General features: G+C 63.9%; 14 protein-coding genes. 9 read left to right on the top strand and 5 right to left on the bottom strand.

Going from position 1 to position 13,225, the window contains the following annotated elements; translation table 11 throughout:
- The first annotated feature begins 4 nt into the window (after positions 1–4).
- From AC1D0N_RS00810 to AC1D0N_RS00770, 9 genes are all read left to right on the top strand, one after another.
- The gene (locus tag AC1D0N_RS00810) at positions 5–832 is read left to right on the top strand and encodes an arylamine N-acetyltransferase family protein (RefSeq protein ID WP_477240433.1); all 828 of its coding nucleotides are present in this window, start codon (positions 5–7) and stop codon (positions 830–832) included.
- A gap of 2 nt (positions 833–834) precedes the next feature.
- Positions 835–1,833 (top strand): LLM class flavin-dependent oxidoreductase, encoded by a 999-nt coding sequence (locus AC1D0N_RS00805; RefSeq protein ID WP_477240431.1) that lies wholly within the window; start codon positions 835–837, stop codon positions 1,831–1,833.
- Between the two features lie 73 nt (positions 1,834–1,906).
- Positions 1,907–2,701, top strand: coding sequence for an inositol monophosphatase family protein (locus AC1D0N_RS00800; protein WP_477240429.1), 795 nt, complete (start codon positions 1,907–1,909; stop codon positions 2,699–2,701).
- A 217-nt stretch (positions 2,702–2,918) separates the two neighbouring features.
- Positions 2,919–4,835 (top strand): molecular chaperone DnaK, encoded by a 1,917-nt coding sequence (dnaK, locus tag AC1D0N_RS00795; RefSeq protein WP_477240427.1) that lies wholly within the window; start codon positions 2,919–2,921, stop codon positions 4,833–4,835.
- 209 nt (positions 4,836–5,044) lie between these two features.
- Positions 5,045–6,175: a molecular chaperone DnaJ gene (gene dnaJ / locus AC1D0N_RS00790; RefSeq protein ID WP_477240425.1), complete on the top strand. Its 1,131-nt coding sequence runs from the start codon at positions 5,045–5,047 to the stop codon at positions 6,173–6,175.
- Positions 6,176–6,310: 135 nt separating this feature from the next.
- Positions 6,311–6,916: a phospholipid N-methyltransferase PmtA gene (gene pmtA, locus AC1D0N_RS00785; protein WP_477240424.1), complete on the top strand. Its 606-nt coding sequence runs from the start codon at positions 6,311–6,313 to the stop codon at positions 6,914–6,916.
- Positions 6,917–7,085: 169 nt separating this feature from the next.
- Positions 7,086–7,682, top strand: a complete 597-nt coding sequence (locus AC1D0N_RS00780; protein ID WP_477240422.1) for an NADPH-dependent FMN reductase — start codon at positions 7,086–7,088, stop codon at positions 7,680–7,682.
- On the top strand, positions 7,679–8,383 hold the full coding sequence (gene pyrF / locus AC1D0N_RS00775) for an orotidine-5'-phosphate decarboxylase (RefSeq protein WP_477240420.1): 705 nt from the start codon (positions 7,679–7,681) through the stop codon (positions 8,381–8,383). Before AC1D0N_RS00780 ends, pyrF begins: the two co-directional genes overlap by 4 nt.
- A gap of 29 nt (positions 8,384–8,412) precedes the next feature.
- Entirely contained in the window at positions 8,413–8,700 is a 288-nt protein-coding gene (locus tag AC1D0N_RS00770) for a DUF1330 domain-containing protein (protein ID WP_477240418.1), read from the top strand.
- A 54-nt stretch (positions 8,701–8,754) separates the two neighbouring features.
- Here the strand turns inward: AC1D0N_RS00770 and AC1D0N_RS00765 are convergent, their stop codons facing one another.
- From AC1D0N_RS00765 to AC1D0N_RS00745, 5 genes are all read right to left on the bottom strand, one after another.
- Positions 8,755–9,813 (bottom strand): D-alanine--D-alanine ligase family protein, encoded by a 1,059-nt coding sequence (locus AC1D0N_RS00765; RefSeq protein ID WP_477240416.1) that lies wholly within the window; start codon positions 9,811–9,813, stop codon positions 8,755–8,757.
- Between the two features lie 124 nt (positions 9,814–9,937).
- Entirely contained in the window at positions 9,938–10,819 is an 882-nt protein-coding gene (locus tag AC1D0N_RS00760; protein WP_477240414.1) for an SMP-30/gluconolactonase/LRE family protein, read from the bottom strand.
- Complete coding sequence (locus AC1D0N_RS00755) at positions 10,816–11,457, bottom strand: 2-dehydro-3-deoxy-6-phosphogalactonate aldolase (protein WP_477240412.1); 642 nt, start codon at positions 11,455–11,457, stop codon at positions 10,816–10,818. The genes AC1D0N_RS00760 and AC1D0N_RS00755 overlap by 4 nt, the downstream gene beginning before the upstream one ends.
- Positions 11,458–11,497: 40 nt before the next feature.
- Complete coding sequence (locus AC1D0N_RS00750) at positions 11,498–12,445, bottom strand: 2-dehydro-3-deoxygalactonokinase (RefSeq protein ID WP_477240410.1); 948 nt, start codon at positions 12,443–12,445, stop codon at positions 11,498–11,500.
- Positions 12,442–13,209, bottom strand: a complete 768-nt coding sequence (locus tag AC1D0N_RS00745; RefSeq protein WP_477240408.1) for an SDR family NAD(P)-dependent oxidoreductase — start codon at positions 13,207–13,209, stop codon at positions 12,442–12,444. The genes AC1D0N_RS00750 and AC1D0N_RS00745 overlap by 4 nt, the downstream gene beginning before the upstream one ends.
- Positions 13,210–13,225: the final 16 nt, after the last annotated feature.

Here is a 13,225-nt window from a genome sequence, read left to right as displayed (position 1 = left end):
TTCCATGACCGATGCCTCATTCGATCTCGATGCCTATTTCGCCCGCATCGGCTACAGCGGTGCGAGGGAAGCTTCGCTCAAAACGCTGAAGGCATTGCATCTCAAGCACCCGCAAGCGATCGCGTTTGAAAATCTCGATACGCTGCTGGGCACTCCCGTTCGCCTCGATCTTGCCTCGCTGCAGGACAAGATTGTCGCCCGGGATCGCGGCGGCTACTGCTTCGAGCACAATCTGCTCCTCATGCAGGCGCTGAAGGCGCTGGGCTTTGCCGTCAGCGGCCTTGCCGCGCGGGTTCTGTGGGGCCAGGCAGAAAACGCCATCACCGCGCGCAGCCATATGCTGTTGCGTGTAGAACTCGACGGCCGAACCTACATCGCCGATGTCGGCTTTGGTGGCCTGACGCTGACGGCGCCGCTGCTGCTCGAGCCCGGTCTCGAACAAACGACCCCGCATGAAAGTTTCCGCATCGTTGAAACCGGCGACCACTTCCGCATGCAAGCCAATCTCGGCGGCGACTGGCGCACACTCCACCGCTTCGACATGCAGGAGGCCTACGAGATCGACTATGCGGTCGCCAACCATTTCGTGTCGACCCACCCGACCTCGCATTTCCTCTATTCCGTCATTGCCGCCCGCGCCTTGCCGGACCGGCGCTACGCGCTGCGCAACAACAGGTTGTCGATCCATCATCAGGGAGGCCGCACCGAGCAGCGCGAGATAGCGACAGCCACCGAGCTCGCCGACGTGCTGGAAGGCGTGCTCGACATCACCATTCCCGACCGTGCCGCCTTCGAGGCCAAGGTGCGGCAGAAGAATATCGTAGGAAGCTGACCATGACCGCTCTGTCCGTTCTCGACCTGTCGCCGATCATCGAAGGCAGCAATGCTTCGCAGTCGCTGGCCAATTCGCTCGACCTTGCCCGCCATGCCGAGCGACTCGGCTACAAGCGCTATTGGCTGGCCGAGCATCACAACATGCCGGGCATCGCCAGTGCGGCCACCGCGGTCGTCATCGCCCATGTCGCCGGCGGCACCAAGACGATCCGCGTCGGCGCCGGCGGCATCATGCTGCCCAACCATGCGCCGCTGGTCATTGCCGAGCAGTTCGGCACGCTGGCGGCACTGCACCCCGGCCGGATCGACCTCGGGCTCGGCCGCGCACCCGGTACTGATATGGGCACGGCACGCGCCTTGCGCCGCAACCTTGAGGCCTCAGACAATTTCCCGCAGGATGTCGTCGAGCTGATGGGCTATTTCCAGCCGGCCGAGGAAGGCCAGCGCATTCGCGCCGTGCCTGGCGAAGGCCAGCAGGTGCCAGTGTGGATCCTCGGTTCCAGCCTCTATGGCGCGCAGCTCGCCGCCATGCTCGGCCTGCCCTACGCGTTTGCCTCGCATTTCGCGCCGGCCGAACTCGACCACGCGCTGGAGATCTATCGCTCGCGCTTCCAGCCGTCGGAACAGCTCGACAAACCTTATGTCATGCTCGGCCTCAACGTCTTTGCCGCCCCCACCGACGCCGAGGCACGGCTGCTGTTTACCTCGCTGCAGCAGGCCTTCGTCAATCTGCGCACCGGACGGCCCGGCCGCTTGCCGCCTCCTGTCGAGGGTTATGACCAGACCTTGGAGCCGATGGCCAAGACAATGCTGAGCCAGGCGCTGTCCTGCGCCGTCGTCGGCTCGCCGGAAACGGTCCGGCAAGGTGTCGACGCCTTCATTCGCCGCACCGGCGCCGACGAATTGATGGTCACCGCGCAGATGTACGATCATGCGGCAAGGGTGCGGTCGTTCGAGATCCTAGCCGAGGCGCACAAATCGCTGTCGCAAGCCGCGTGAGTGACCCGTCAAGCTTTTGCCTGACATGTGCGTCTGCTAAGGGCAGGCGCCTTCCTCAGCCAAGAGCCCTCCCGTGACCCATGATCTCGACCAGCGCGTGCATTTTGCCATCGATCTGGCGCGCGGCGCCGGCGAACTCGGGCTGAAATACTTCCGCGATCTCGACAATCTGACCATCGAGAGCAAGGGCCATCAGGACCTGGTCTCGGATGGCGACCGCGAGGTGGAGTTGTTCATCCGCGCGGCTATCGCCGCCGACTATCCGCAAGACGGCATCGTCGGCGAGGAACATGCCTCGGTGGCCGGGGCGACCGGATATGTCTGGGTGATCGACCCTATCGACGGCACCGCGAATTTCGTCCGCGGCATTCCGGCCTGGTGCGTGGTGATCGCCTGCGCCAGGGACGGGGAGAGTGTTGTTGGCGTCATCCACGAGCCATCGACCGGCGAGACCTTTCATGGCCGGCGCGGCGGTGGCGCCTTCATCAACGGCAAGCCGATCAAGACCAGCACTGCTGCCAACCTTAGGGAAGGCTCGGTCGGAACCGGGTTTTCGAACCGGGCGGCGAACGAAAACGTCGCCGTGCTGATCCGCCTCATCCTGGCGGAAGGCGGCGTCTTCTTTCGCAATGCATCAGGCGCCCTGATGCTGGCCTATGTCGCCGCCGGCCGGCTGCTTGGCTATGTCGAGGAACACATGAACGCCTGGGACTGCCTGGCCGGCATGCTTCTGGTGGAAGAAGCTGGCGGCAGGATCGTGAAACCCGACCCGAAGACCGTGCTGCGGGACGGGACGCTGGTGATCGCGGCCGGAAAGGCTATTTTTCCTGAATTGCACACGCTTTGTTCAAAAGCGTTCAGGTTCTGATCCGGCGCGTGACAATTGGTCCGTTCCCTACCGACCGGCAAGGCGGTGGACGCCTTGCGCAGAATGCTTGCGCGTCGAGCAGCCTGTTCTTATATACGCGCCAAGCCGTTCGGTGCTGGAATGCCGGTTGCCGGAGCGGAATTTCTTGTGAACAGGGGCTTTCGTCGGAACGCCTGTAACGGGTCCTGAGAGCCTGCTTAGCGGAGAGACTAGAAAAATGGCAAAAGTAATCGGTATCGATCTGGGAACCACCAACTCCTGTATCGCCATCATGGATGGCAAGGAGCCGAAGGTTATCGAGAATGCGGAAGGCGCGCGCACGACCCCTTCCATTGTCGCCATCTCGGGCGACGGCGAGCGCCTCGTCGGCCAGCCGGCCAAGCGTCAGGCGGTCACCAATCCTGAAAACACCATCTTCGCGGTCAAGCGCCTGATCGGCCGCCGCTATGACGATCCGGTGACGGAGAAGGACAAGAAGCTTGTCCCCTACAAGATCGTCAAGGGCGACAATGGCGATGCCTGGGTCGAGGCCGGCGGCAAGAAGCAGTCGCCCAGCCAGATCTCGGCGATGATCCTGCAGAAGATGAAGGAAACGGCCGAAGCCTATCTCGGCGAGAAGGTCGAGAAGGCGGTCATCACCGTTCCGGCCTATTTCAACGACGCCCAGCGCCAGGCGACCAAGGATGCCGGCAAGATCGCCGGTCTGGAAGTGCTCCGCATCATCAACGAGCCGACCGCGGCAGCGCTTGCCTACGGCCTCGACAAGAAGGAAGGCAAGACCATTGCCGTCTATGACCTTGGCGGCGGCACGTTCGACATTTCGGTGCTCGAAATCGGCGACGGCGTGTTCGAGGTCAAGTCGACCAACGGCGACACCTTCCTCGGCGGCGAGGATTTCGACATGCGCCTGGTCGAATATCTGGCGGCCGAGTTCAAGAAGGAACAGGGCATCGACCTGAAGAACGACAAGCTGGCCCTGCAGCGTCTGAAAGAGGCGGCTGAAAAGGCCAAGATCGAGCTGTCGTCGACGACGCAGACCGAAATCAACCTGCCCTTCATCACCGCCGACGCGACCGGCCCGAAGCACCTGACGCTGAAGCTCACGCGCGCCAAGTTCGAGCAGTTGGTCGACGACCTCGTCCAGCGCACCATCGACCCTTGCAAGGCGGCGCTCAAGGATGCCGGCCTGAAGGCTGGCGAGATCGACGAAGTGGTCCTGGTCGGCGGCATGACCCGCATGCCCAAGATCCAGGAGATCGTGAAGCAGTTCTTCGGCAAGGAGCCGCACAAGGGCGTCAACCCCGATGAGGTCGTCGCGCTGGGCGCTGCCATCCAGGCCGGCGTGCTGCAGGGCGACGTCAAGGACGTTCTGCTGCTCGACGTGACACCGCTGTCGCTCGGCATCGAGACGCTGGGTGGCGTGTTCACCCGCCTGATCGAACGCAACACGACGATCCCGACCAAGAAGAGCCAGGTGTTCTCGACGGCCGAAGACAGCCAGTCGGCGGTGACCATCCGCGTCTTCCAGGGCGAGCGTGAAATGGCCGCCGACAACAAGGCGCTTGGCCAGTTCGACCTGGTCGGCATTCCGCCGGCGCCGCGTGGTGTGCCGCAGATCGAGGTCACTTTCGACATCGACGCCAACGGCATCGTCAACGTCTCGGCCAAGGACAAGGGCACCGGCAAGGAGCACCAGATCCGCATCCAGGCCTCGGGTGGCCTTTCGGACGCCGACATCGAGAAGATGGTCAAGGACGCCGAGGCCAATGCCGAGAGCGACAAGAAGCGGCGTGCCGTGGTCGAGGCCCGCAACCAGGCCGAAGCGCTGGTGCATTCGTCCGAGAAGTCGCTGAAGGAATATGGCGACAAGGTCTCGGAAGCCGAGCGCACGGCGATTTCCGATGCGATCGCGGCCCTGAAGACGGCTGCCGAGGGCGACGACGCGGCCGACATCGAGGCCAAGAGCCAGGTGCTCGCCGAAGCTTCGATGAAGCTTGGCCAGGCCATGTACGAAGCTTCGCAGAAGGAAGCCGCGGAAGCCGATGCCAAGGCGGACGCCGCCAAGGACTCTGACGTGGTCGATGCCGATTTCGAGGAAATCGACGAGGACGACGACAAGAAGAAGTCGGCCTGACCGTCTGACGGCAGAATAAGCGAAAAGCCCGGCGCAAAGCCGGGCTTTTTTGCAACCCTTGGCCAAAAAAGTGCGAGCCTGGCCGAAAAAACACGGACAAACCGGCGTCGACACTGGCATCCCGGCCCCATCGCACCTAAATCGACACAACGTGCCGGCAAGCGACGCACAAAGCTTCAAGACGTTGAGCATCCGGACTGCGGGAAAAGATGAAAGCTGATTTCTACGAAACGCTGGGCGTGCAAAAGGGCGCCGACGAGAAGGAGCTCAAGAGCGCTTTCCGCAAGCTCGCCATGCAGTTCCATCCTGACCGCAACCCCGGCGATCATTCCTGCGAGCACAAGTTCAAGGAAATCAACGAAGCCTACGAGACGCTGAAGGACCCGCAGAAGCGCGCGGCCTATGACCGTTTCGGCCACGCCGCCTTCGAGCAGGGCGGCATGAATGGCGGCGCGCAAGGCTTTGGCGGCGGTGGCTTCGCCGATATCTTCGAGGACATTTTCGGCGACATGATGGGCGGGCGCCAGCGCCGCTCCTCGGGCGGCCGCGAGCGCGGCGCCGATCTGCGCTACAATATGGAAATCTCGCTGGAGGAAGCGTTTTCCGGCAAGACCGCGCAGATCCGCGTGCCGGCCTCGATCTCTTGCACGGAATGCTCCGGCAGCGGCGCCAAGCCGGGCACCCAGCCCGTCACCTGCGCGATGTGCAACGGCCACGGCAAGGTGCGGGCCACGCAAGGTTTCTTCTCGATCGAGCGCACCTGCCCGCAGTGCCAGGGCCGCGGCCAGACGATCAAGGATCCGTGCCCGAAATGCGCTGGCCAAGGCCGCGTCATCGAGGAGCGCTCGCTGTCGGTCAATATTCCGGCCGGTATCGAGGACGGCACTCGCATCCGGCTTGCCAATGAAGGCGAGGCCGGTCTACGCGGTGGCCCGTCGGGCGATCTCTATATTTTCCTGGCGGTCAAGCCACACGAATTCTTCCAGCGCGACGGCGCCGATCTCTACTGCAAGGTGCCGATCTCGATGACGACGGCAGCCCTTGGCGGCTCGTTCGAGGTGGCGACGCTGGACGGCACCCAGACCAAGGTGAAGGTGCCGGAAGGCACCCAGAACGGCCGCCAGTTCCGCCTCAAGGGCAAGGGTATGCCGGTGCTGCGCCAGCCCAATGTCGGCGACCTCTATATCCAGACCGCGGTCGAGACGCCGCAAAGCCTGTCGCGCCGCCAGCGCGAATTGCTGGAAGAGTTCGAGCAGCTGTCGTCACAAGACAATTCGCCCCAGTCGAGCGGCTTTTTCGCCCGCATGAAGGATTTTTTCGAGTCCTTCGGCGAGCATTGACGGCCTTGCACGCTTTTGGGCGACATGCATGGCGAGCGGCTTCCCAAACGTCATCAACATCTTATCCCGGGCTTTCGCCTTGCCTTGAACCTCGTAGCTGCTAAGTAGCTTCGGGGAGCGCTGAGGAGAACTTGCATGGCACGTGGTCCGGGATTGCGGAAAGCACTGGCGGAAAAGTTCGACGACGAGCTGAAGTTCTTCAAGGGCTGGATCGACAAGCCGAAGACGGTGGGATCGATCGTCCCGACCAGCTCCATCACCGCCCGCAAGATGGCCTCGATCGTCAATCCCAAGTCCGGCCTGCCGGTGCTCGAAGTCGGCCCCGGAACCGGTGTCATCACCCGCGCCATCCTTGCGCTCGGAGTGAAGCCTGAAAATCTCTACGCGGTCGAATATTCCACCGACTTCGTCCGCCATCTGCGCCGCATCTACCCGGGTGTCCATGTGATCGAGGGCGACGCCTTCAATCTCAACGCCACGCTCGGCGACAAGAGCGAGATGGTCTTCGATTCGGTGGTGTCGGGCGTGCCGTTGCTCAACTTCCCGGTGGCACAGCGCATCGCCTATATCGAAAGCCTGCTCGACCGCATCCCTGAGGGACGGCCGATCGTGCAGCTGACCTACGGTCCGCTGTCGCCGATCCCGCCCGGTCGCGGCGACTACACGGTCGAGCATTTCCACTTCGTCATCCGCAACATCCCGCCCACACAGCTATGGATCTACCGCCGCAAGGCGCATTAGGGTATGCCGATATTCAGGTGAGGCCGGCCTGCAAATGGCAGCTTCCTGCGCTTCCGGTGCTCACGTACTTCAAGTACGCTCCGCTCCGGTTCTCGGAACCCACCATTTTCGACTCGGCCTGACCTGAATCTCAACACACCCCGAAGCAGTCCGCTTCCTCCGGATGCCAATGGCAGTGACCCCGAAAATCCTCGTCTTCGCCGGCTCGATCCGCACCGGCGCCTTCAGCGGCAGGACCGCCGATGTGGCGCAGAAGGAGCTGGCCATGCAGGGCGCCGAGGTGACCCGCATCTCGCTCGCCGACTATCCGCTGCCGATCCTCGACGAGGACCTGGAAAAGGAAAGAGGCGTCCCCGACAACGCCGTCAAACTCGCCCGGCTGATCGCTGCCCATGACGGGCTGCTGATCGCCACCCCCGAATATAACGGCTCCATCCCGCCGCTGCTCAAGAACAGCATCGACTGGGCAAGCCGGGTGCGCAAGGATGGCGGCCGCTCGCTCCGGCCGCTTGCCGGCAAGGTCGCCGGCCTCTGTTCGTCTTCCAATGGACATTTCGCCGGGATACGCTGCATCAACCATCTGCGCGCGGTGCTGGTGCGCTGCCAAATGGTGGTGGTGACGCCGGAGTGCTCGGTGCCGGAGGGCGGCGACGCCTTCGACGAGGGCGGCAATTTCAGGGACGAAAGACTGCATAAATCGATGGAGCATCTATGCCGCACGCTGATCGAAACCTCGCGTATGCTGTCGACCCGGATCGAGACATGATCCACGCGCAAGAGACGATGCGGGACAGGCTGATCGTCGGCCTCGACGTGCCGACGCTGAAGCAGGCCGAGGAAGCGGTGCGTGAGCTCGAAGGCGTCGTCTCCTTCTACAAGATCGGCTATCAGCTCGCCTTCGCCGGCGGCTTGGACTTTGCCAGGGAATTGGCCAGCGGCGGCACAAAAGTCTTCCTCGACATGAAGCTGCTCGACATCGACCACACGGTGGCCAAGGGCGTCGAAAACATCGTCAAGATGGGCGTCAGCATGCTGACCATCCACGCCTATCCCAAGGCGATGCGGGCGGCGGTGGAAGCCGCCAGGGGCAGCGAGCTTTGCCTGCTTGCCGTCAGTGTGCTGACCTCGATGGACGAACAGGACATGATCGATGTCGGCTATGAGTATGACCCGCACACGCTGGTGCTGCGGCGCTCGGAACAGGCACTGCATGCCGGCATGGGCGGCATCGTCTGCTCGGCCGAGGAAGCGGAAGCGGTGCGCCGCATCGTTGGGCCGAACATGGCGGTGGTGACGCCGGGCATCCGGCCCAAGGGCAGCGACCATGGCGACCAGAAGCGCGTGGTGACGCCGGCGCAAGCGATCCGCAACGGCTCCAGCCACCTCGTCGTCGCCCGCCCGATCGTCGCGGCAAGCGACCGGCGCGCCGCGGCGGAAGCCATTCTTGATGAGATGCGCTCGGCATAACGCCCAGGAACAATTCTCGGAGAAAAGAAATGCCCAAGGGATACTGGATTGCCCGCGTCGAAGTGCGCGATGCTGAAGGCTACAAGGAATATGTAGCCGCCGCCAAGCTGGCTTTCGACCGCTTCGACCTGAAATTCCTGGCGCGCGGCGGAACCTACGAATTTGCCGAAGGCGCCGGCCGCGCCCGCAACGTCATCATCGAGTTTCCGTCGCTTGCCGCGGCGCATGATTGCTACCACTCGCCGGAATATCAGCGCGCCGCCGCCATCCGCCAGAAGGTGGCCGACGGCGAAATCGTGCTGGTCGAGGGGGTTTAGCGCCCTTTTGTTTGACCATGATCTGTTCTGAAAACCGGCTCCCACTTTTCGGGATCATGGTCTGAACCGGTTCGCGGCGGTCTCGGCCATCGCATCGGCAAGGCTCATCCCCCATTGCGAGCGGCAATAGGCGCGGAAATCGAAGCAGGGCAGGCCGGGACAGACCTCGAACTCGATGAGATGGACACGATCGTCCGCCTCGACCCTGAGATCGATGGAAAACACGTCACGCAGGCCAAGCCCGCTGATCAGCCTCTCGGCAATGCGGCGGATTGTTGCGGCTGCGGCCGGCTGGGTGTCGGCGACCGGCAGCAGCACCGGCTCAGTGTAGTGTCCTGCCGCTTTGGCCGCCTCGCCGGTGTCGCCGTATAGCGCCAGGCTGTCGGCCATGGTCTGGAAATCGGCGCCTGAATCGACAAAGACAATGCCGAGCGCCTCGGCGCCGGTGTCCGGCTTCAGGCCGAGGAAACTCGCACGCACATTGCGGCCGGCGACATAGGGCTGGACGACGACATCGTCGCGATAGGCGGCGAACACACGCCGGCTAAGCTCCAGCGCGTGGACGAGACTATCGCAGCGCGAATCCGGCCAGATGCCGATCTTGGCACCGAGCCGGTTCGGCTTGACGAACCAGCCGGCAGAAGAGGCCGGCGGCTCGGACAGCCAGTGGCCGTCGCGGGCGAGGCCAGCCGGCGGCGCCGGCAGGCCGAACGCGCCGAGCACGGCGCCGGAGCGAAACTTGTCCTGGCAGAGCGCAAACAGCGCATCGTCGGCGCCGATGGTTTTCAAGCCGTTCAGCCTTGCCAAAGCAGGGGCTGCGCCACCACGGAAATAGGCGACACCGTCGGTCAAGGTCCAGACCAGCGTGCTCTTCGGATCCGCGTCGGCGAGTGCCTTCGCGGCATCGTCGAGCGCCACCGCCGCGAAGGACAGGCCGCGCTTCTGGCAGGCAGCGGCAAGCGCATCGAACTCAGACGCTAGATCGGTCGACTGTGCCAGATAGGAGGCGATCTCGGCGGCGCGCTCCGGCGCGTGGCCGTCGGCGACCAGCCTGCTGAAGCAGGCTTTTTCCGGCTCGTAGACGAGGATCAGCTTCGGCTTGCGGCGCGACATGGAACCTCCCGGCGATGTATATGGCTACCATTGCACGGCTGATACAATCGGCTTTCGCTAAACCGACCGCGCCGGACGGTTGCGTGACAGCATCCGCATGGATGAGGAGCGCCGCTCGCTCGTGTCAGGCGATCAGGACACGCGGCTCGAAGCGGCCATTGACGTCGATATCGAGCAGGAAGGTCATGCCGCCCTGCGGGTCTAGCTTGCGTTGCTTGTCGTCCTTGCCCTTCCAGGCCGAGGTCACCGCCAGCCGGTTGGCCTTGGCGCCGACGAAGGCGGGGCAGGACGGCTGCGTCACCGGCATGGCGACCGAGCGCAGCAGCTTGCCGTCGGGGCCATAGGCTTCGATGACCTTGCCGCCCCAGACGGCGTTCCACAGCACGCCGTCGCGGTCGAGCACCGAGCCGTCGATATACCCCTTGGAAGCGCGATGGTCGACGAACACTTTCGGCTCGTCGGCCGGCAGGCCTGTCGCCGGATTGCAGGCGACGCGCATCAGCAGCCCGGTCGAGGTGTCTGTGTAATAGGCGATGGCGCCATCCCCGGTAAAGCAGATCGAGTTCGACACGGTGATGTCGCCAAACAGCTTGCGCACTTCGCCCTTGAAGAACCAGTAGATCGAGCCCGCACCTTTCTCCTCGCCCTTGCCCATCGTGCCGACCCAGAATGCCCCGCAAGGGTGGACGCGGGAATCATTGGAGCGGGTGAGCGGATTGTCGGCCTCGATGGCGGTGTGCAGCGTCAGCTTGCCGGTCGCCACGTCGCGCACGTGCAGGCCGGTCTCGGTGACGATCAGCTGGCAATGGTCGTCGATGATGGCGATGGCGCTGGCCATCTGGCCAAGTTCATGGACCTTCAGCGCACCACCGGAAAAGGGCTTTTCCAGAAGCTGACTGTTGACGATGTCGAACCAGAAGAGCGTATCGGTGGCGGGGTCGTAGCTTGGCCCCTCGCCAAGATGGCAGACGTGATCGCAAAAAACGGAAACGATCTCACCACTCATGACGCACCTCCGAACGCTGCATCCCAGGCGGCCACGGCGGCCTGCGCCCGCATCGTTACGTCGTCAACGCTCATGCCCGGCTTGAACAGGCTGGAGCCAAGACCGAAGACGCTGACGCCGGCCGCTTTGTAGCCGGCAAAGTCTTTTTCCGAAACGCCGCCGACGGCGCCGACCAGCGTCTCAACCGGCAGCACCGCGCGCATCGCCGAAATTCCCGCCGCGCCCAGGACGCTTGCTGGAAAGAATTTCAGCGCCGAGGCGCCGAGCCGGATCGCGTGGAAGGCTTCGGTCGGCGTGAACACGCCGGGCATCGTCACCATGCCATGCTGCATGGCACGGCCCATGACTTCGGCATCTATGTTGGGGCTGACCAGCAGCCTGCCGCCGGCCTCGTGCAAGCCGTCGACATCGTCCGGCGTCAGCACGGTCCCCGCGCCGACCAGCGCCGTCTTGGGAAGCGCTGCGACGATGCTGGCGATCGACGCAAACGGCTGCGGCGAATTGAGCGGCACTTCGATGGCTTCGATGCCGGCTTCGAACAGCGCCCGGCCAACCGCCACCGCCTCCTCCGGCTTGAGGCCGCGCAGGATGGCGACCAGACCACGCCTGAGCTTTGGGAAAGGTGCGGTCCGGTTCATGCGATAACTCCGTTGCTGGCGATCATACCTTGTCGATCAGTCAAGTTCGGCCGATCATGCCATTTTCACGCGCGGCTTCGATCAGGCCGGCACGCACCGCCTCGTCCGCGTCGACGGCCCTGACCGCAAGCCCGGCCAGGCCAAGAGCCTCAGTATAAAGCGTACCCAGTGCACCGGAAGCAATCAGCACGACGGGCGCGGCATTTGCGCCATAGCGGCGGTTTGCCGAGGCGATCTCGCCGCCGATCAGCAGGCCGGAGAGACAGGCCGCGGCATCGTCAGGCTTCAGATCCTGCAGCAGGCCGGCGGCGCGGATGGAAAACAGTTTGGACGTGACATCGCCACCCTCGGCCAGCGCCTTGCGGCACCAGTCCTGGAAAAACGGATTGTCCGATGTGACCGGCTTCGGCTGCTCGCCCAGCGAATGACGCAGGATCGAATGCGCGGCCAGCACCGAAAACAGTTCGCCGGTCGGCCAGGTGCCGAAACCGGCGACCGTGCCGTCCTCGACCAGCACCCATTTCGAATGCGTGCCCGGCATGCAGACGAGCTGGCGACCCTTTGCCGGCAAACCAGCGCCGGCAAGCTGGGTTTCCTCGCCGCGCATGACATCCGGCGCGTCGATCTGGCGCTGGGCGAGCCCCGGCACGATGCGGATGTCGCGATGCTGACCGGGAACTTTGGCGGCGCCGGCAAGGATGGCATTGAGCGGCGACGGCACGGTGACGTAGGGCGCCTCGAGCCAGCCCTGGCGGGAGCCGGCCATGCCGCAGATGATGACGGGCAGCGCTTCGGGCGCACCCAGGGCCGCCAGATGGCCTTCGAGAATTGTCGAAAAGCCCTTCTGCTGCGCGGTGATCAGCCCGTCATCGCCGCGGCGTTCGGCAAGAACCTTTCCGGCGGCGTCGACCAGCCAGACCCGCATGCGGGTGGTGCCCCAGTCGACGGCGGCGACAGCAGGCACCTTGCTTGCCGGAACCTGGCTCACAGGAAGCCTCCATCTACGATCAGCATCTGCGCGGTCAGCATGCGCGAGGCATCCGACGCCAGGAACAGCACCGTTCCGACGATGTCTTCGGGCAGCATCACCTGCTTGATGCACTGCTTGGCAACATGGGCGGCGAGCGCCTGTTCGGTCACCCAGAGCTCCTTCTGACGCTCAGTGATGACCCAGCCAGGTGCGATGGCGTTGACGCGAATGCCGTCCACGCCAAGCTTGCCGGCGAGGCCCTTGGTGAGGCCAAGGATACCGGCCTTGGCGGCGGTGTAGGCCGGCATGTCGGGGTGATTGATCAGGTAGGATGTCGAGGTGAAGTTGATGATCGAGCCGCCGCCGGCCCGCCTCATGCCTGGCGCCACCGCTTGCGCGGTGAAGAAATGCGGCCTGAGATTGATGGCTTGGTTGTTGTCCCAGAACTCGACCGTCACGTCTTCGACGGCGTGGCGTTCGTCCCACGCGGCATTGTTGACGAGCACGGTAACATCGCCATGCGCCGCGGCAGCGCTGGCGGCTGAAGCGCGCAGCGCCTCGACGTCGCGCAGATCGGTCTTGAAGTAGAGCGGCCGAAAGCCGGTGTCCTTTTCGACGCGATCGGCAAGTGCCGTGCTCGGGCCATCGGCGATGTCGATGAAGGCGACTTTCGCGCCCTGGCGAACGAAGCCTTCGGTCAACGCCGCGCCAATGCCGGAGCCGCCACCGGTGATCAGCACCGAGGCTCCCCTAAGGTCGGCAAAATCCGCCGATGGCATCATATCTGTTCTCTCCCAG

It is taken from the genome of Mesorhizobium sp. P2_E10 (assembly GCF_056404235.1).
Note: the sequence above shows the minus strand (reverse complement) of the source record. Positions and strands in the feature narration are given on the sequence as shown.

Coding starts and splice junctions, on each gene's coding strand:
- AC1D0N_RS00755 (WP_477240412.1), bottom strand. CDS start 11,457: ATGAACCGGACCGCACCTTTCCCAAAGCTCAGGCGTGGTCTGGTCGCC.
- AC1D0N_RS00765 (WP_477240416.1), bottom strand. CDS start 9,813: ATGTCGCGCCGCAAGCCGAAGCTGATCCTCGTCTACGAGCCGGAAAAA.
- dnaJ (WP_477240425.1), top strand. CDS start 5,045: ATGAAAGCTGATTTCTACGAAACGCTGGGCGTGCAAAAGGGCGCCGAC.
- AC1D0N_RS00780 (WP_477240422.1), top strand. CDS start 7,086: ATGGCAGTGACCCCGAAAATCCTCGTCTTCGCCGGCTCGATCCGCACC.
- dnaK (WP_477240427.1), top strand. CDS start 2,919: ATGGCAAAAGTAATCGGTATCGATCTGGGAACCACCAACTCCTGTATC.
- AC1D0N_RS00810 (WP_477240433.1), top strand. CDS start 5: ATGACCGATGCCTCATTCGATCTCGATGCCTATTTCGCCCGCATCGGC.
- pmtA (WP_477240424.1), top strand. CDS start 6,311: ATGGCACGTGGTCCGGGATTGCGGAAAGCACTGGCGGAAAAGTTCGAC.
- pyrF (WP_477240420.1), top strand. CDS start 7,679: ATGATCCACGCGCAAGAGACGATGCGGGACAGGCTGATCGTCGGCCTC.
- AC1D0N_RS00745 (WP_477240408.1), bottom strand. CDS start 13,209: ATGATGCCATCGGCGGATTTTGCCGACCTTAGGGGAGCCTCGGTGCTG.
- AC1D0N_RS00760 (WP_477240414.1), bottom strand. CDS start 10,819: ATGAGTGGTGAGATCGTTTCCGTTTTTTGCGATCACGTCTGCCATCTT.
- AC1D0N_RS00770 (WP_477240418.1), top strand. CDS start 8,413: ATGCCCAAGGGATACTGGATTGCCCGCGTCGAAGTGCGCGATGCTGAA.
- AC1D0N_RS00805 (WP_477240431.1), top strand. CDS start 835: ATGACCGCTCTGTCCGTTCTCGACCTGTCGCCGATCATCGAAGGCAGC.